This window comes from Pedobacter sp. MC2016-15 (assembly GCF_026239695.1).
Taxonomy (GTDB): Bacteria; Bacteroidota; Bacteroidia; order Sphingobacteriales; family Sphingobacteriaceae; genus Pedobacter.
The window spans coordinates 440,010-459,142 of record NZ_JAPIVS010000002.1 but is presented as its reverse complement, the minus strand read 5'-3'; the positions used below and the strand labels follow the sequence as shown (position 1 = coordinate 459,142).

General features: G+C 43.7%; 15 protein-coding genes. 3 read left to right on the top strand and 12 right to left on the bottom strand.

The window, feature by feature from the left end:
- Positions 1-15 precede the first annotated feature (15 nt).
- The 8 genes from OQY15_RS06715 to OQY15_RS06680 form a co-directional block, all read right to left on the bottom strand.
- Positions 16-1,269, bottom strand: a complete 1,254-nt coding sequence (locus OQY15_RS06715) for a cytochrome c oxidase subunit II (RefSeq protein ID WP_265789287.1) — start codon at positions 1,267-1,269, stop codon at positions 16-18.
- A 66-nt stretch (positions 1,270-1,335) separates the two neighbouring features.
- Positions 1,336-2,553: a quinol:cytochrome C oxidoreductase gene (locus OQY15_RS06710; RefSeq protein ID WP_265789285.1), complete on the bottom strand. Its 1,218-nt coding sequence runs from the start codon at positions 2,551-2,553 to the stop codon at positions 1,336-1,338.
- A 14-nt stretch (positions 2,554-2,567) separates the two neighbouring features.
- Positions 2,568-3,152, bottom strand: a complete 585-nt coding sequence (locus OQY15_RS06705) for a cytochrome c (RefSeq protein WP_265789282.1) — start codon at positions 3,150-3,152, stop codon at positions 2,568-2,570.
- Positions 3,145-3,681, bottom strand: a complete 537-nt coding sequence (locus OQY15_RS06700) for a DUF3341 domain-containing protein (RefSeq protein WP_265789279.1) — start codon at positions 3,679-3,681, stop codon at positions 3,145-3,147. Before OQY15_RS06700 ends, OQY15_RS06705 begins: the two co-directional genes overlap by 8 nt.
- A 2-nt stretch (positions 3,682-3,683) precedes the next feature.
- Positions 3,684-5,156 (bottom strand): NrfD/PsrC family molybdoenzyme membrane anchor subunit, encoded by a 1,473-nt coding sequence (gene nrfD, locus OQY15_RS06695; protein WP_265789277.1) that lies wholly within the window; start codon positions 5,154-5,156, stop codon positions 3,684-3,686.
- 23 nt (positions 5,157-5,179) lie between these two features.
- On the bottom strand, positions 5,180-8,209 hold the full coding sequence (locus tag OQY15_RS06690) for a TAT-variant-translocated molybdopterin oxidoreductase (protein WP_265789275.1): 3,030 nt from the start codon (positions 8,207-8,209) through the stop codon (positions 5,180-5,182).
- A gap of 49 nt (positions 8,210-8,258) precedes the next feature.
- Positions 8,259-9,554: a c-type cytochrome gene (locus tag OQY15_RS06685; RefSeq protein WP_265789273.1), complete on the bottom strand. Its 1,296-nt coding sequence runs from the start codon at positions 9,552-9,554 to the stop codon at positions 8,259-8,261.
- A gap of 252 nt (positions 9,555-9,806) precedes the next feature.
- A complete protein-coding gene (locus OQY15_RS06680) occupies positions 9,807-10,787 on the bottom strand; it encodes a deoxyhypusine synthase family protein (RefSeq protein ID WP_265789266.1) in 981 nt (326 codons plus the stop codon).
- 260 nt (positions 10,788-11,047) lie between these two features.
- On the opposite strand from OQY15_RS06680, the gene OQY15_RS06675 reads away from it, so the two are divergent.
- Positions 11,048-12,178 (top strand): BamA/TamA family outer membrane protein, encoded by a 1,131-nt coding sequence (locus OQY15_RS06675; RefSeq protein WP_265789264.1) that lies wholly within the window; start codon positions 11,048-11,050, stop codon positions 12,176-12,178.
- On the opposite strand, the gene OQY15_RS06670 is transcribed toward OQY15_RS06675, so the two are convergent.
- Positions 12,175-12,957: a class I SAM-dependent methyltransferase gene (locus OQY15_RS06670; protein WP_265789262.1), complete on the bottom strand. Its 783-nt coding sequence runs from the start codon at positions 12,955-12,957 to the stop codon at positions 12,175-12,177. The genes OQY15_RS06675 and OQY15_RS06670 overlap by 4 nt on opposite strands.
- 41 nt (positions 12,958-12,998) lie before the next feature.
- Between OQY15_RS06670 and OQY15_RS06665 the strand changes: the two genes are divergently transcribed.
- Positions 12,999-13,868: a transglutaminase-like domain-containing protein gene (locus OQY15_RS06665; protein ID WP_265789259.1), complete on the top strand. Its 870-nt coding sequence runs from the start codon at positions 12,999-13,001 to the stop codon at positions 13,866-13,868.
- Here OQY15_RS06665 and OQY15_RS06660 read toward each other — a convergent pair.
- The 3 genes from OQY15_RS06660 to OQY15_RS06650 all read right to left on the bottom strand — a co-directional run bounded on the left by OQY15_RS06660 (position 13,865) and on the right by OQY15_RS06650 (position 17,180).
- Positions 13,865-14,782, bottom strand: coding sequence for an alpha/beta hydrolase (locus OQY15_RS06660; RefSeq protein WP_265789257.1), 918 nt, complete (start codon positions 14,780-14,782; stop codon positions 13,865-13,867). The two genes, OQY15_RS06665 and OQY15_RS06660, sit on opposite strands and share 4 nt — an antisense overlap.
- Positions 14,782-15,859, bottom strand: a protein-coding gene (gene prfB / locus OQY15_RS06655) for a peptide chain release factor 2 (RefSeq protein ID WP_265789255.1) whose coding sequence is annotated in 2 segments (ribosomal slippage) — positions 14,782-15,798 and positions 15,800-15,859 — 1,077 coding nt in all. Because the reading frame shifts where the segments join, the coding sequence is not laid out codon by codon here. Before prfB ends, OQY15_RS06660 begins: the two co-directional genes overlap by 1 nt.
- Positions 15,860-15,875: 16 nt before the next feature.
- On the bottom strand, positions 15,876-17,180 hold the full coding sequence (locus OQY15_RS06650; protein ID WP_265789253.1) for an amidohydrolase: 1,305 nt from the start codon (positions 17,178-17,180) through the stop codon (positions 15,876-15,878).
- Between the two features lie 121 nt (positions 17,181-17,301).
- Here OQY15_RS06650 and pgi point away from each other — a divergent pair, with 121 nt between their 5' ends.
- Entirely contained in the window at positions 17,302-18,948 is a 1,647-nt protein-coding gene (pgi, locus tag OQY15_RS06645) for a glucose-6-phosphate isomerase (RefSeq protein WP_265789251.1), read from the top strand.
- Positions 18,949-19,133 lie beyond the last annotated feature (185 nt).

The following is a 19,133-nucleotide window of genomic DNA, read 5'->3' as shown; positions in this document are numbered from 1 at the left end:
GCTATTCCAGTATAATTATTTTTTTAAAGCCGGTTTATTCATTGCTACAGCAGACGAGTCTTTTGGAGCAGCTGTACTGTCAGCAGGAGCTGCTGCAGGTGCTGCCGCGTCAGGCACTAAAGGCAATTTAAATTCTTTTCTCAAATCGTTATTGATGAACAGAGGTTGTTTAACTATCCATGCATCATACTCAGCCTGAGAAACAACTCTAATCACTTTTTTCATGTTATAGTGACCTGATCCGCAGATTTTAGAGCAGAACAACAGATACTGGAATGCAGGATCATTTGTTTTAAGCTTCATATCTTCTGACGTGATCGTAGGCGTAAACTCGAAATAAGAAGTCATACCAGGAACACTGTTCAACTGAACCCTGAAGTGTGGCATGTAAACACTATGTACAACATCCTTACTGGTAATGATCAGTCTTACCGGTTTGTTTACCGGAATAACCATTTCATCAGCATTCTGATCATCAAGGTTGTTTTTATCATTGAAGTCCATACCCAAACCATTGGTACCGGTGATCAGTTTGTAGTTTTTCAAACCTACAACACCGTCAGCACCCGGGTAACGCAGTGTCCACAGGAACTGCTGAGAAGTAACCTCAATACTCAGTGGTTTATTGTTTGGATCATCGATTTTGTAGAAAATTGATCTCCATGTTAAGAAACCCATCAATACCAGTACAGTCAGTACAAGAGCAGGAACGATAGTCCAGATACGCTCAAGTGAATTGTTGTGCGGGTAGAAATATGCTTTTCTTTTTCCTGAGTTTCTGTAGAAGAATGAGAACAGGAACAGGGCGATGTGTGTACCGATAAATACGATAGTAGTCAGGATCAACGTGATGTTGAACATCGAGTCGATTTTCTTACCATGCTCCGAAGCAGCATCAGGAAGAATCATGTTACCATGAACAGTATATTCGAAATATACACCTCCTAAACCTACGATTAAGAAAAGTACGAAGATCACAGCGTTCACAGTATCCCAGTTGATTCCTTCTGGTTTTTCCTGCGCTTCACGTGTCAGTTCATATACCCTGATTGCTTTTCCTACGATTGCTACGAATAAGCAAAGCAGTAAAAATAACATGGTATAGAATACAGCCGACTTATAGATCGGAACCATATCGATTTGTTTCGGGGCGGCTGCAGCGGCGCCGGCGGCTGCTTCTTGTGCAAATGCGCTGGTATTTGCAAATACAGTAACGAGTACTGCCAGGGCCGCCATTGTCTTATTGCTTATAAATTTTCTTAAACTCATTTTCTTAAAAGTAGTACGATGTACTTCTACTATACTATTAATTTATATACTCTCTAATCCAACCGATTACAAATGGTGATTCAGACTCTCCGAAAGAAGAGGGTGATTCTTTGCAATCAGTGGTTTCTTACTTAATGCAGTCAGTACTGTAAAGGTAAACAAGCCTATAAAACCAATAGCTGTTCCTATTTCAATTATTCCAAATCCGTTATGTCCGTCTTCAACCGTACCTGGCATAATCATCTGGTAGTAATCTACCCAGTGACCACAAAGTACAATTATAGAAACAGTTAACAGGATATTTTCTTTCCTTTTGTTGTCACGGTCCATCAATAACAGTACCGGTGCAAGGAAGTTCATTACCAGATTCAGGAAGAACCAGAACTTATAAAATTCAAATCGTTTGTAAAAATACACAGTTTCTTCCGGCATGTTGGCATAATAGATCAACATAAATTGAGCAAACCATACATAAGTCCAGAATATAGAGAATCCGAAGATAAACTGTCCTAAGTTGTGAAGGTGACTGTTGTTCACCCATTGCATGTAACCAGCTTTTTTCAGCAGGATGATGATCACTGCCATTGTTGCCAGACTGCTCACCCACATTGCTGCGAAGTTATACCAGCCAAACATCGTAGAGAACCAGTGTGCTTCAAGAGACATCACTGTATCAAAAGCAAAGATCGGAGTAGTAAATCCGTAGATTACTAAAAATATACAAGAGTATTTGAAACTTTTAGTGTAAGAATTCAAACCACCTTCAAGATCTTCATTGTTAGACAATTTGGTCAATAACATGGAGAACATGCTGTAGATTCCCAAGAAGATTACCTGACGGCCCATAAAAAACGGAACGTTAAGGAAGGCCGACTTACCGTCGATCAGTTTATCATAGTTAGGACTGTTTGGATCAGTTAATCCATCTGCATGCCAGTGGTGGTAAAGGTTATGTGAATACAAACCGGCACCGATTACGGCGATCAGTATCACTACAGCTATAGGCAACGTTTTAGCCATTGCCTGAGGTACACGAAGGATTGAAGCTGACCATCCGGCTTGCGCGACAAACTGAACAGCTAAAAAGAATGTACCCGACATACATACACAAGCAAAGTAATATGCCATCAGTAACAGGTTACCGAAAGTGCGCTCATGAAGTTCATGATCAGTAAAACCGTAAGCAATACAAGCAATACCGATTACGATACCGACTATACTTAAAGTTTTAGCCTTTCCTGTAAACTCAAACTGCTCAGTTAAATTATAATTGTGAGTTCCCATTTATATCTGCTTTTCTATTGTATTTGTTGTAATTGTTGAACATACATCACTACTTTCCATCTTTGATCTGGTGTAAGTTGTGAAGCATGCGAACCCATGTTATTTAGACCATACATGATCGTATGATAGATCTTTCCTTCAGACAGATCCTTCATTAAACCACCACGTGATGATGCTGCGTCGCCATGATATGAAGGAACACCCAAAAATTTCTCAATCTTAACCAGGTGACCTTTACCATCTCCCTGCTCTCCATGGCAAGGGCCACAGAATACAGTAAAATAGTGTTTACCTGACAACAGGTTTTGAGGTGACTTAGCCAATGGGTTTTTAAGGTTTGCACCAGCAGCTTCGTATCCTTCCTTCGTATTTGCATACTCATATTTTACAAATCCTACAGGATCAGTATTTGGTGGAGGAGTCTGATTGGTCAGTCCGTTTGCAAAGTTCTTGTTTGGCCTGTTCGGCTTGTAAGCAACATTGTCATACATGTTCCTTGCATACTCTAAACCCCTGCTCTCTTTGTTGCTGCACGCTGCAAGCGATGTAACAATTGTAAGAACAACAAATGAGGCCAGAACTATTTTATTCTTATTCATAGCTAATATACTTCCTTTCATTGTGCTTAACTTCTATAGCACCGGCGTCTTTTAATAATCCATCAATTTTACTGTGTTCAGCATTAAGCTGGGCATCAACAGCGATAATAAATCTATCATCAGTAGCTCTTAAATCCATCACCCTTGGTGCTCTTCCCGGGAAGAGGTGAGTGGAGGCATAATAAGATAATACCAAACCAAATGCAGTAAACAAAATGGTCAGCTCAAACATGATCGGAATAAAATCCGGTAATGCAAAGGCAGGCTTACCACCGATATTGTTTTTCCAGTCCACCACCGAAGTAAGGTAGATCAGTGCGAATGCAGACATTGTACCGGTAATCCCGCAGAAGAAAGCGAGTACGTCCAGTCTGGATCTTTTAATTCCTAGTTTGGCTTCGATGCCGTGAATTGGCATAGGCGTATACACATCATGTATCTTAATGTTGTTTTCCTGCAACTTCTCGATGCCATGCAGCATCTCTTCAGGATCGCCAAAACTGCCTAAAATATATTTGATATTACTCATTGTTATATTTTTGCGTAATCTTCTTGTTTAACACTATCAAATTTCTCTAACGACTCTACGTATTCTTTTACGTAAGTTTTATCAAGGTGTCCTTCCTTAATTTGTTTCAGTTTCTCCTGCTCACTTGAAGATTTCAGGATCATTTTCACCTCTGCAATCGCAATTGAAGGCAGAACTCTCAGGAACAACAGGAACAAGGTAAAGAATACACCGATTGAACCTACGAACACGCTCACATCTACCCATGTCGGATAGAACATCGCCCAGCTTGACGGAAGGTAATCACGGTGCAGTGAAGTCACGATAATTACGAAACGCTCGAACCACATACCAATGTTCACTACCAGTGACAGAATCCAGGTAGCAGGAATGCTCAGACGGATCTTTTTGAACCACAGTAACTGCGGTGAGATTACGTTACATGTCATCATCATCCAGTATGCCCACCAGTAAGGACCGGTAGAACGGTTGACGAAAGCATATGCTTCATATTCAGAACCTGAATACCAGGCGATGAAAAACTCAGTGATATAAGCTACACCTACGATTGATCCTGTCAGAATAATGATTTTGTTCATTGATTCAATGTGGAACATGGTGATGTAGTTCTCAAGGCCTAATACTTTACGTGCTACAAGTAACAGCGTTAATACCATCGCAAATCCGGAGAAGATCGCACCCGCCACAAAGTATGGAGGGAAAATCGTAGTGTGCCATCCGGGAATTACAGATGTTGCAAAGTCCATGGATACAATCGTGTGTACCGAAAGTACAAGTGGAGTAGAGATACCTGCAAGGATCAGAGACACCGTCTCAAAACGCTGCCAGGTTTTCACATTACCATTCCATCCGAAAGAGAAGATAGAATAGATTCTGCGGCGTAATCCTGTTGCACGGTCACGGATAGTAGCGATATCCGGCAGTAAACCTGTGTACCAGAATAATAATGATACAGAGAAGTAAGTAGAGATCGCAAACATATCCCAAACCAGTGGGGAGTTAAAGTTTACCCAAAGAGATCCGAACTGATTTGGTAATGGTAATACCCAGTACGCTAACCATGGTCTTCCCATGTGGGATACAACATATGTTGCGGCGCAGATTACGGCGAAGATCGTCATCGCCTCTGCAGATCTGTTAATAGAGTTCCTCCAGTTTTGACGGAAGAGTAAGAGTACTGCCGAGATCAGTGTTCCGGCGTGACCGATACCTACCCACCATACGAAACCGGTGATATCCCATGCCCATCCTACAGTCTTATTCAGACCCCAGGCACCGATACCGTTCCAGAAGGTATAACTTACAGCTACCAGCCATAAGGTTGCTCCGCAGAGCGCAGCGATAAATCCTATCCACCAGGCCTTGTTAGGCTTGTTCTCAACCGGCTCCAGAATATCGCTCGTAATTTTTCCATACGTGATATCCCTTCCGGTGATAAGTGGTTCTCTTAATATTGATTCGTTATGTCCTGACATAATGTATTTTCTTTAATATCAGCTTACGCTATTGTTTTTGGTGAATCTGTGTTTCTGATTTTGGTCATGTAACCTATTCCTGGCTGAGTGTTAACTTCTTCCAGTACATAATAGATACGCTCACTGCGCAATGCTTTCGAAACTTCTGATTCCGGATCATTCGCGTCACCGAAAATGATTGCATTTGCTGAACAAGCTTCCTGACATGCCATTTTGATATCTCCGTCTTTTAAAGGACGTTTCTCAATCTTAGCTTGTAATTTACCAGCCTGAATACGTTGAACACACATCGAGCATTTTTCCATTACACCACGTGAACGTGCAGTAACATCAGGGTTAAGTACCAGTTGAGTAAACTCGTTGTTCAGGTAGTTATCGAAACGTGAGTCATTCCAGTAGTTAAACCAGTTGAAACGGCGAACTTTGTACGGGCAGTTGTTTGCACAGTAACGTGTTCCTACACAACGGTTATAAGCCATCATGTTTAATCCGTCTGAAGAGTGAGTAGTAGCCAGTACCGGACAAACCGTTTCACAAGGAGCGTGGTCACAGTGCTGACATAACATCGGCTGGTGAACAACACTTACATTGTCAAGGTTCTCCATGTGAGCAATCTCTTTTTCTTCAGTTACGCTCTTATCACCTTCTTCATAGCTGTAGTAACGGTCGATACGGATCCAGTGCATCTCTCTGCGTCTGCGAACCTCATCACGTCCCACTACAGGAATGTTGTTTTCTACGTTACATGCAACGATACAAGAACCGCAACCTGTACAAGCGTTCAGGTCGATTGCCATTACCCAGTTGTTTCCTGGCTTTTCGTATTTATCCCAAAGATCGTAAGACTTATGTCCGCCTTCTTTTTTACCTAATCCTGCAGCAGGGTTTTTCTTGTATTCAGCGAAGCTTGCTTCACGGATAATATCTCTGCCTTCGAAAGAGTGGTGGGTTTGTGTTTGTGCAAGTTCATAAGTACCGCCAGTTTTGCTGATCGTTACTGTCGTTGCATATTGTAAAGTTCCGTTGCTGAAGCTCAGGAAAGGGAAAGCGTTTTTACCAACGTTATCACCAGCTTTACCTACTTTGGTACGTCCGTAACCCAAAGCGATAGATGCTGTACCTCTTGCCTGTCCCGGTTGAATCAGAACTGGCAGGATGATGGCGTAACCATTGCTACCTTTAACCTCTACCAGATCAAATTCTTTCAGACCTTTTTCTTCTGCAAATTTAGGTGCAAGGGCAACATAGTTATCCCAGGTAACTTTTGATACAGGATCAGGCAATTCCTGAAGGAAAGCATTGTTGGCATGTTTACCATCACGCATTGCTACAGTTTCGTAGATTTCCAGCTCGATGTCTTTTGCAAGAGATTTGCTGGTGCTTACTACTGATGGTGCAACGGCTGCCAGTGAAAGGCTGAAAGTATAAGTTCCCGCTGGTTTCTCAGCAGCAGCGAATACACCGTTTTGCAACAGTTCATTCCAGGTTTTACCTAAAACAGGCAATATGTTTTTCTCCCAGTTGTTACGTACATACTGGTAGTAATCTTTAACAGGAGCGTTAGACCAGATCAGTAAACTCTGCTCAGCCTGACGTGAGTCAAACACAGGGTTGATCGTTGGCTGAACGATTGAATAAGATCCTTCGTAAGTGTTGGCATCACCCCATGATTCCAGGTAATTCTGGTTAGTGGCAACAACATCACATAATGAAGCCGTTTCATCCTTACGGTCAGAGAAAGATACTTTAAGCGCAACCTTAGCCAATCCTTCAGTGAAGGCTTTAGCGTTGGCTACATCATAAGCAGGATTTGAGTCCAGGAAGAAAACAGCAGCAACTTCGCCTCTGTTCATCTCGTTCTGGAATTCTGCGAATTCAGCATCGTTACCTGAGAAACGTTTCGAAGGATTATCAAGATCGATTGTAGTACCGTAGCTACCGATAGCAGAGTTGATGGCGTTTACCAGAATTTGCGTAGAAACATCGTTCGATCCGCAAACAACCAGGGCTTTGCCTTTTTGCTGTACTAATTCTTTAGCTACTAATTTTAATGCTTTATCTGCAGTAACATTGTTTGGCAATGCACCACCAGCCAGGTTAGCACCTGTAATCGCATTATATAAGGTAATTAACGCTGGTCCCTGCTCTGATAATTTAACAGGAACACGCGTATCTGCATTGGTACCTGTCAGGCTCATTCCGGCTTCGAACTGGAAGTGACGTGACATTTTACCTTTTGCAAGCGTTTTATAATTTCTGTTCTCGATGTACTGAGAAGTAAACTCTTCACCGCTGATCCATGTTCCCAGGAAGTCGGCACCAAAACTCACTACAAGGTCAGCTCTGTGGAAGTTATACTTAGGAATAACAGCTTTTCCAAAACTATTCTCATTCGCTTTGATGATACCTGTATAAGAGATCGCATCGTACTGAACGTGTTTGGTAGTTGGATAAGCAGCAATAAAGTCGGCCACTACAGCAAGTGTAGAAGGACTATATACTGATGAAGAAACAATTCTGATTTTTTTGCCGGAAGCTTTAGCTTTCGCCAGCTCGGCACTTACAAATGCATCAACTTTAGACCATGTAGTTTCCTCATTCTTTAAAACCGGGGCTTTAAGTTTTGAAACATCATATAAATCTAATACTGAAGCCTGAGCTACTGCGTCTGTACCACAATTGAACTGACCTGCATTAGGATTTGGTTCAATTTTAATAGGACGCCCTTCTCTGGTTTTAACCAATATACTTTGTCCTTTAAAACTAGATACATAGTAATTCGGTACGCCCGGGATTACTTCTTCTGGTTTGATCAGGTAAGGTACTGATTTGTGTATCGGGGCAGGCTGACAAGCCGCCAGTGATACCGCACCCAGACCAAAGCCTAAGGCTTTTAAGAAGTCACGGCGCGGGGTTACTGTACTTAACCCTGCTTCATTTAAAACATCTTCTATTGGAAGCGGCTCTGCGAATTCGTTTTTGTTGTTTTCAACAAAATCGGAGGTCTTATTATATTCCTCTAAGCCTTTCCAGTATTTTTTATTGCTTTCCATTTAAGCTATATTACTGTTTATCGAACGTTCTTTTTATTAAACTCTACTATTAATAGTGACATTTGCCACACTCCAAACCACCTAAAGCTGCAGGTGTCATTTTCTCACCTTTCTTGATCTTCTCATGCGCAGCAATAATCTTCGTATAGAAAGCATTGTCTTTCACTTCCAGTTTCGTGTCTTTGTGACAGTTGATACACCATTTCATGGTCAGAGGTGAGTATTGGTATATCTCTTCCATAGTGTTCACTGGTCCGTGACATGCAAAACAAACTGGCTCGTTAGGTTTCAAACCTTTTTCTTTACGGATAGCTTCTTCAGCTACAACAACGTGTTGTGAGTGGTTGAAGTAAGCGAAATCAGGAAGATTGTGTACCTGAACCCATTCGATTGGTTTTTCTTTAGACTTGTCGTAAGTCATTTTATCCGCATCGTAACCCAGTGCATTGTAGATCTTCTGGATTTCAGGAGAGATGTTACCATCATGGCTATCTCTTGCCTGAACCGATTTGTGACAGTTCATACAAACGTTAAGAGATGGGATTGTTGCATTTCTTGATTCGAATGCACCTGCGTGACAGTACTGGCAGTCGATCTGGTTTGTACCCGCATGCAGTTCGTGTGAGAACTTAATTGGCTGCGTTGGCTGGTAACCTGTGTTCACACCAGTGTTCCACATTCCCATCCATCCCCATGATCCTAAGCTGATCACTAAACATAAGATAAAGAAGAAAACGAATTTCTTGTTTTTGAACAACCTGTTTACACCGGCAGCCATTGAAAGATTTTCCTCTTCAACAATTACTACGCCTTGTTTCTGAAGGATCAGACGCTCGAGCATTTTGATCGCACGGCCTAAGATCACCAACACAGCGATGGAGATCAGGATTACCGCAACAACTCCTGCAAGAGAAAAGTCAGACACTTCCTCAGAAGCACCAGCTCCTGCTGCAGCGTCGCCTGCTTTTTTAGGCTCACCAGCTTTGATGTAAGCAAGGATATTTTTGATATCCTCTGGTTTTAATGTCGGAAATGCAGTCATCTCCGCACTTGGATTAAACTTGGAAGCCTCGATAGCTTCTTTATCTCCTGATGCAATCAGCGCCGGAGCATTGTTAATCCATTTTAATAAAAACGCCTCGCTTTTTGTAGGGACTACTGTCTGCAGTGCCGGACCAATCAGATCGCGGTCCAGAGCATGACATGAAGTACATTTTTCCTTGAAGATTGTTCTTCCCGCTGCTGCGTCTTGTGCTTGTGTACCTGAAACGATTAAAACAGATAGAGCCGTAACCATAAATGCCGACTTCCAAACTCTTCTAATGATCAATGAGATATTCCTCATAATGAGTATTTTATGCTTTATTTTAAAAAACTTTAACAACCGCAATTGATGTTTAAACTTCTGTTCTCCGTCAAAGCGTCCACAAAAGTAAAATTTATTAATTTACCAATGACAAAGAAATGACAGTAAATACAATTTATAATCATTCTAAACATTGCCTTTTTTAGCCTTTAAACGAAGAAAATCAGCAATTTTTTAATTTTGCTGATTTTCTGATCCTCCAATTTTTTCATGAAAATTTGGAAGTTATTATTACATTTTTAATATCCATGCAAAAATCAATGGGGCCACAATTGTAGCGTCAGACTCTACGATAAATTTCGGTGTATTGATGTCCAGTTTACCCCAGGTGATCTTCTCATTTGGCACAGCTCCTGAGTATGAACCATATGAAGTTGTAGAGTCAGAAATCTGGCAGAAGTAACTCCAGAAAGGAATATTCTCCATTTCCATATCCTGATATAACATCGGTACCACGCAGATCGGGAAGTCGCCCGCAATACCACCACCAATCTGGAAGAATCCAATTCCTTTACCTGCACTGTTGGCAATATACCAGTCGGCCAGGTAGCCCATGTATTCAATTCCGCTTTTCATGGTTGTCGCTTTCAGCTCGCCTTTCATCACATACGAAGCGAAGATATTACCCATTGTAGAGTCTTCCCATCCCGGTACAACAATCGGCAGGTTTTTTTCAGCCGCTGCCAGCATCCATGAATTTTTAGGGTCAATCTCATAGTATTGCTCCAGGTCGCCGCTCAGCAGCATCTTGTACATAAACTCGTGCGGGAAATAACGCTCTCCTGCATCTTCAGCATCTTTCCAGATTTTGTATACATGTTTCTGTAAACGTCTGAAAGCTTCTTCTTCAGGGATACAAGTATCCGTTACACGGTTATAGTGGTTCTCCAACAGATCCCATTCGTCCTGCGGACTAAGATCACGGTAGTTAGGTACACGTTTATAATGTGAATGGGCAACAAGGTTCATGATATCTTCCTCAAGGTTTGCACCTGTACAAGAAATGATAGCTACCTTATCCTGACGGATCATCTCAGCCAGGGAAATTCCAAGCTCTGCCGTACTCATCGCTCCGGCAAGGGTGATCATCATTTTACCGCCTTCGTCCAAATGTGTTTCATAGCCTTTAGCCGCATCCATCATTGCCGCTGCATTGAAATGGAGGTAATGCCCTTCCATGAATTTAGATATTGGTCCTCTTGTTACGCTCATCTTATTTAATATTTTGTTATCAGCCGCAAAAATAGAATAAATAATACAAAACAGTAGTTTTGAATCTACAATATAACAACCTTCTTCAGCGTTATTCTGCATCGAGATATGGATTGGTCAGCATATTGGCATTAAAAATGTTTAATTTGGCTACCTTTTAATCCTGTACCGCAGCATTGGCGATTAAAACTATTCTATCCCATTGCTGTTAATACCAAAAAGCGCTTACCACACCGCAGCCCCTGTTGAAGCAACCATTAATGAAAAAACTATTTATCTGTAACTTCCTGATGCTCTCTGCCCTTTCCGGGTTCGGACAAATGAAACTGATCAAACGCATGTTGTCTGAAGACATGGATACAACGCGTAAAGCCAGCTTTATGCCGTTGCCATTTTTAAGATATTCTCAGGAAGTAGGGATGGAGTTTGGGGTAGGTGCCCTATATTCTACCTACCTGGATAAAGAAGACCCCCTCAACAGAAGCTCCAACTTTGCCACTATACTGTCAGTTTCTACAAAAAAACAATACAACGTTACCTTCAAAGGCGACATCTGGACAAAAAATAACGACTATCATATTATAGCAGATCTGCGTATGCGGAGTACGCCATTCGACTTCTTTGGCATTGGCAACCAAACCCTCGAAGCCAACAAGGACCGTGTTGTTCAGCACCAGATCAGAACCGGCTTTGATGTAGAAAAGAATATTTTTCCCTTTGCCTACACCGGTGTATCCATTGGGTTTGAAAGAAATACCTTCAGGGATGTAACGCCGGGAGGAATCATAGATACTGACCCCCGCGTACTGGATAAAACAGGTGGCAGTGTGGCTTTCCTCGGTTTATCACAAACATACGACACGAGAAACTCCAACAACTATCCCACGAGGGGCTTCTTTGGCAGAATAAGTTACCAGTATGCTCCGGAAATATTCGGAAAAGAGGACTTCAGTGGCAGCCAGATCAGGGTGGTGCTCAAGAACTTCTGGCCCCTTGCCAAAAAGCTGGTACTGGGTGTCAACGGAATATATTATACCGTGCAGGGAAATGACGTTCCATTTTATATGCTTCCCCAGATGGGAAACGAAGATATCATGCGCGGATACTATGCGGGACGCTACAGGGATGAAAACCTGATGGCTGCACAGGCCGAACTCCGCTACCGCTTTAGCAACCGCTTCGGTGTGGCATTTTTTGCCGGCGGCGGACGTGTATTCCAAAACGGAGACTTTTCCCTGAAACAGTTTAAGCCCTCATGGGGTGGCGGAATGCGGTACTTCTTTGATCCGGCAAAAGGCCTCAGCGTAAGAGCAGATTATGGTATCGGCGAGAAACGCCCGAATGAAGTGCGCCAATCGGGCTTTTACCTCAGTCTCGCAGAAGCCTTTTAATATTTGATCTTAAAGTGCTCCTTCGCCTGTCCTTTTTTAAAGTACACCAGCCCGATCCAGAACAAGTCTACGGTAACTGTTACATCAGGATGGCTCTTGATCTCTTCCCAGGCTTCTTTCATGCCCTTACTCCAGTAGATATCATCAAAGATCATCAGGGAGTCTTCATGGATCTTTGGCAGACACCATCTGAAGTAATTTAACGTAGCATCTTTACGGTGGTTCCCATCTACATACACAAAATCAAGTTTCGTATGTTCGTCGATGACCTTTGGTAAGAGCTCATCAAAATTGCCCACCTGCAGTTCTATATTGTCAAGTTCCAGATCCTGGAAGTTGCTGTAGGCCTTTTTTGCCGTTTCCGGGCAACCTTCGATAGTGATGATATCAGCTTCCGGTGCAGCCCTGGACAGGTAAGCAGTAGTGATACCCAGACAGGTTCCCAGCTCCAGGATAGTTGCCGGTTTGCTATGCTGCGCCAGCCGGAAGATCAGCTTTGCCAGGCGCGGGCTCTTCAGCGCGTTCTTCGCAATCTCCTTAATCTTCTTCGTACGGTTTTTGTTCAGGTGTGAACCGGCACCCAGATCGGTTACAGTGATGACAGTATCGTCATTTAAAAGTTTTTTTCGCTGCGCCTCAATCCCGGAATATTCAGTTTTGGAGTTAAAATCGTAAATTACCTCATCCACCAGCTGGTAAACAAAAGGTGAGTGGGTACCATGCCTGCTTTTAGCAGTTAAACGATGCTTCAGGTAATCGCTGAAAAATTCTAAGACCATAAGGCAAAAATAGGCAAAGACAACATTGTAATTCGCATTTAATGGAAAATAGTACAGAAATAAGCGCTTTGGTGAAATTACTGGACGATCCTGATCAGGAAGTTTTCTCGCAGGTACGCGAACGCCTGCTTGAACATGGTAATTCTGTGATCCATTTCCTGGAAACAGAATGGGAGAAATCCCTGGATACCCTGCTGCAGGAGAGAATAGAAAATATCGTGCACGACATACAGTTCAATAGTGTGAAGGAAGACCTGAATCTCTGGTATCAGAGTGGGGCGTTCGACTTATTACAGGGGGCGCTGGTGATCAATCGTTACCAGTATCCCGACCTGGATGAACAAAAGATCATCAACCAGATCGAAGAAATCAAGAGAGAAGTATGGATGGGGCTTCAGTACGAAATGAGCTCTGTAGAAAAGATCAAACTGATCAACCATATTTTCTACAATATCAACGGCTTCAGCGGAAATACCAAGAATCATCACGATCCTCAGAATTCCTATATCAATCAGGTTCTGGAAACCAAAAAGGGGAACCAGATCTCACTGGCAATCATCTATTCTACCATTGCCCAGAAACTGGATATACCGGTTTATGGTGTCAACCTGCCGCAGCATTTTATCCTCGGATATATTGATGAGGGCAAGATGGACGAGCATGAATTTGGAGTATTGTTTTATATCAATGCCTTTAACAAGGGAGCGATCTTTGGCAAACATGATGTAGACCAGTTTCTGCGTCAGCTCAACCTGCAGCCCCTGCCGGGATTTTATGCGCCATGCAGCAACGTCGAGATTATCCGCAGGATCATCAGGAACCTGATCTCCTCTTACGAGAACCTGGGCTCTGCAGAAAAGGTGGAAGAATTAAAGGAATTGCAGGAAATTCTGCTGAACAGTGATATTTAAAGCTGATTGGCCTTCATCCAGTTTTCCAGACGCTCAAACCAGTCGTCCGCTGTCGTTTTATTATGCAGTCCGAAGCCGTGGCCTCCTGCCTGGTAAAGATGCGTTTCTACAGCCACCTTGTTTTTTACCAGCGCCTGGTTAAATAAGATGCTATTTTCCACAGGTACCGTCTTATCATCATTGGCATGCACTAAAAAGGTACTGGGCGTTTCTGCATTTACCTGCAGCTCATTGGAAAAATATTCGCGCTGTGCCTGTGTACCATTGGCGCCAATCAGGTTTTTCACTGATCCTGTATGCGGCGAAGCCAAAAAGCTGACCACCGGGTATACCAGCACCGCAAAGTCGGGCCTCAGGCTAAGTTTTTCCTTGTTTTCGATTTTGCTGTCGCCATAATGCACGGCGAGTGATGAGGCCAGGTGTCCTCCGGCAGAGAAACCCATGATCCCTATTTTAGCGGGATTGATTTTCCAGCGGGCAGCATTCTTGCGCACCATGTAGATCGCCTGTTCGGCATCCTGCAAAGGCCCGAAGGATTTGTCTACCATCGTGGTATCATCCGGCAAACGATATTTCAGCACAATGGCTGTCACGCCCTTTTCATTAAACCTTTTAGCCACTTCCTCCCCTTCGTGCGAAATAGCAAGGTGCTGATAACCACCTCCCGGGCAAATGATCACCGCTGTACCGTTGGCCATGGCAGCAGCAGGCTGATATAAGGTGATGGTAGGCTGAAAGACCTTCGACAGGCCTGTCACCTTACCATCTTTAACTGTCTGACGTTCTTTATAGGATGCCGGCGCAGCCTTTGCTCCGGGTATGGCACCCGGGTACAGCTCTATTACCTGCTGTGCCTTTACTGTCTGCAATCCAATCATACCTAGTCCTAAACTTAACAGCCAAAATTTCCTCATTAGAATTCCATTAAATAAGCTTTTAAAAAGTCGTTCAGCTCCCCGTCCAGCACCGCCTGCGCATTCGAAGTTTCAAAGTTTGTCCTCAGATCCTTCACCAGCTTATAGGGATGCAGCACATAGTTCCTGATTTGCGAACCCCACTCTATTTTCATTTTCGAACCTTCCACCGCAGCAGATGCTTCCATCCTTTTGCGCATTTCAGCTTCGTATAACTGCGATTTCAACAACCTCAGCGCGTTCTCCTTGTTCTGTAACTGCGATCTCGACTCCTGGTTTTTGATCACAATTCCCGAAGGTTTGTGGTACAAACGCACGGCAGTCTCCACCTTATTTACATTCTGTCCGCCGGCACCGCCAGAACGGAAAGTCTCAAACTCAATATCAGCATTGTTGATCTCAATCTCAATGGTATCATCTACCAGCGGATACACATATACCGAGGCAAATGAAGTATGTCGGCGTGCATTGGAATCAAAAGGAGAAATACGCACCAGACGGTGTACCCCGTTTTCCCCTTTCAGGTATCCATAGGAGAACTCTCCGTCAAACTGAAGGGTTACAGACTTTACACCCGTTACCTCACCAGCCTGGAAATCCTGCTCTGTGACCTTGTATCCGTTTTTCTCGCCCCACATGATATACATCCGCATCAGCATGGCTGCCCAGTCGCAACTTTCTGTGCCTCCCGCGCCGGCAGTAATCTGCATCACCGCGTTCAGCTGGTCTTCCTTGCTGCTGAGCATGTTCTTCAGCTCCAGGTCTTCGATCAGGCGCAGGCATTTTTCATACTGCTCCTCCATCTCTTCCTTGCTTGCATCTCCCGATTGCAGGAAATCAAACAAAACCTGTGTATCTTCAAATTCAGCGTTCACTTTCTGCCAGGCATCTGTCCATACCTTTTTAGCGTTCAGTTCTGCCAAATGCTTTTCGGCCTTCTTGGGATCATCCCAAAAATCCGGTTGTAAGGTAAGCTCCTGTTCTATATAAATAGCTTCGAGTCGTGTTTCGACGTCAAAGATGCCTCCTCAGCGACGCTACTCTGTCCCTTAAATCCTGTATTTGTTCTTTTGTCATACCAGCAAATATATCATTATTTCTTCATCGCCATATAATCCAGCGCCAGATTAGACAATGCATTAACTCCCAGTACAAATCCACTTTCATCGATAAAAAAATCCGGTGTATGGTGTGAGGGAGCCTTCAGCGGGTCCTGTCCTTTGGGCATCCCACCCAGGAAAATAAACAAGCCCGGTATCTTCTCCTGATAGAAAGAGAAATCTTCTCCACCCGTAACTGCGGGCTTCAGATGAACGTGATCGGCGCCTGCCGAAGCTTTCAGGCTGGGCAGCATCTTTGCCGTCAGCGCCGGGTCGTTATACGTCACCGGGTAGTGATAGCTGAAAGGGATCTTCAGCTCTGCCGTAGCCCCGCCAGCCTCCGCAGTTTTAGTGACGATGGTCCTGATCCTGTCGATAAACAGCGCTTCATCTTCCTTACTCAGGTTCCTCACCGTACCCAGCATCTCCACTTTCTCAGGGATAATGTTAGACCTGATGCCCCCCTGTATAGAGCCTATGGTTACTACCCCTGCATTTTCAGTAACGTTCAGGTTGCGGCTCACGATCGTCTGCAGGTTATTCACAATCTGTGCCGAGATCACCACCGGGTCTATGCTGCTCCATGGATATGCGCCATGTGCCTGCCTGCCCATTACAGTGATCTTCATGTCGTTTACTGCCGCCATAATCCCACCCGGGCGGTATGAGATATTGCCTACAGGCGTCTGTGAATTGATGTGCAAACCAAAGATCACCTCCACAGCCGGGTTTTTAAGCACCCCTTCCTTCACCATCAGCTCTGCACCGCTGAGCACACCGGATTGCACCCCCTCCTCGGCAGGCTGAAAGATAAATTTTACTGTTCCCGGAATATCTTTTTTCATGGAAGCCAGCACTTCTGCCACCCCCATCAGTATCGCCATATGTGAATCATGTCCGCAGGCATGCATGATACCTGTTTCCTGACCATTGTAGGTAGTTTTGACCTTTGAAGCAAAGGGAATCTTCACGCGCTCCGTAACCGGCAGTCCGTCCATATCTGCACGCAGAGCCACCACCGGGCCTGGTTTGCCACCTTTCAATATCCCCACCACACCGGTTTTAGCCACCCCTGTGGTGACAGTCATGCCCAATGAGGTCAGGTGTTTGGCTATGATCTCCGAAGTCCGCTGTTCTTCGTTGCCCAGCTCAGGATGTTCATGGAAGTCGCGGCGCCAGGCGATCACCTTTTGCTCAATGCCTGCAGCTTTTTTAGCTACCTCTGCTCTTAACATATTCTTCTGCGCAAAGGACTTTGAAGATATCAGGATCAACAGGCCAAAGTAAAATCTTTTCATGAGGACGTTATTTTTATGTTAAATATAATCGAATCTTCCGAGATTTATTTTATCGGCAGAAATATTGTGACTAGCTTCATCAATAAAATTAAACCAGTACATTTAAAAAAAATACCTTATTATGCTTCCAACCGTAAACTTTACAGAAACCGCAGCCTACAAATACCTGGCTGATCACTTCATTGATATCAATGACAAAAACTTAAAACAGCTGTTCGCAGAAGATGAAAAGCGTTTTGAGAAGTTTTCAGTGATTTTTGAAGATATCCTTTTAGATTATTCCAAGAACAGGATTAATGATGAAACCATTGCATTACTGCTGCAATTAGCAAAGGAATGTAAACTGGATGAAGCCATTAAGGCGATGTTCAGCGGGGAGAAGATCAACCAGACTGAAGACCGTGCGGTGCTGCATATAGCTTTACGTAACCAGAGCAATACGCCAATCCTTGCGGATGGTGTTAACATCATGGACGACGTGAATGCCGTACTGGCAAAAATGGAGAAATTCTCAGCGCAGATTATCTCCGGTTCATGGAAAGGTTATACCGGCAAGCCGATCACTGACGTGGTTAATATCGGTATCGGTGGTTCAGATTTAGGCCCGGTCATGGTTACTGAAGCCCTTAAATCTTACAAAAACCACCTTAACCTGCATTTTGTATCCAACATTGATGGTACACATATCGCAGAAACCCTGAAAGAAGTAGATCCTGAAACTACTTTGTTCATCATCGCTTCCAAAACCTTCACCACACAGGAAACCCTGACCAATGCCAACACGGCTAAAGACTGGTTCCTGAGCAAAGGTGGCAAACAGGAAGATGTAGCCAAACACTTTGCCGCATTGTCTACCAATGCTAAAGATGTATCTGCTTTTGGTATCGACACCGAGAACATGTTTGGCTTCTGGGACTGGGTAGGTGGAAGATACTCTCTGTGGAGCGCTATCGGATTGCCTATTGCCTTAAGCATAGGTTTCGACAACTTTAAACAATTACTGGAAGGTGCACATGCTGCAGATCAGCATTTTGAAAGCACTCCGTTTGAAAGCAATATTCCTGTGATCCTGGGCTTACTGGGTGTGTGGTATATCAACTTCTTTGATGCAGAAACACAGGCGATCCTGCCATACGATCAGTACATGCACCGCTTTGCAGCGTATTTCCAGCAGGGAGATATGGAAAGCAATGGTAAACATGTAGACCGCAATGGCGAAGAAGTAAGCTACGAAACAGGCCCGATCATCTGGGGTGAGCCAGGTACTAACGGACAGCACGCATTTTATCAGCTGATCCACCAGGGAACACGTTTGATTCCATGTGATTTCATCGCTCCGGCGCAAAGCCTGAACCCTATCGGTGAGCACCACCCTATCCTTTTATCCAACTTCTTTGCTCAAACTGAAGCCCTGATGAACGGTAAAACCGAAGAGCAGGTAAACGAGGAACTGAAGAAAGATGGCAAAACTGAGGAAGAAATCAAAAAACTATCTCCGTTCAAAGTTTTCGAAGGTAACAGACCTACCAACTCGATTCTCCTGAAAAAGGTGACACCTCGGAGTCTGGGAACGCTGATCGCGATATACGAGCACAAGATATTTGTTCAGGGAATCATCTGGAACATCTTCAGCTTTGACCAGTGGGGTGTGGAGCTTGGAAAACAGCTCGCAAAAAGCATCCTGCCGGAACTGAAAGGAGATGAACCTGTATCTTCTCATGACGGTTCTACAAACGGCCTGATCAACCAGTACAAAAACTGGAGATAAGCCCCTTTAAATAAGCGTTTTCATCTGTCTGTCTATTGTTTTTCAATTGTTAGATGGAGCCTTTGATAATCATACTAATTATTGCCTTTCAGGTTTAATAATTAGTATGATCATGTCGGGTTCTTCTGTAACATTTTGGTATATTTATACGTTTACTTAAACCTGAAGACAGGTATACAGTCAAA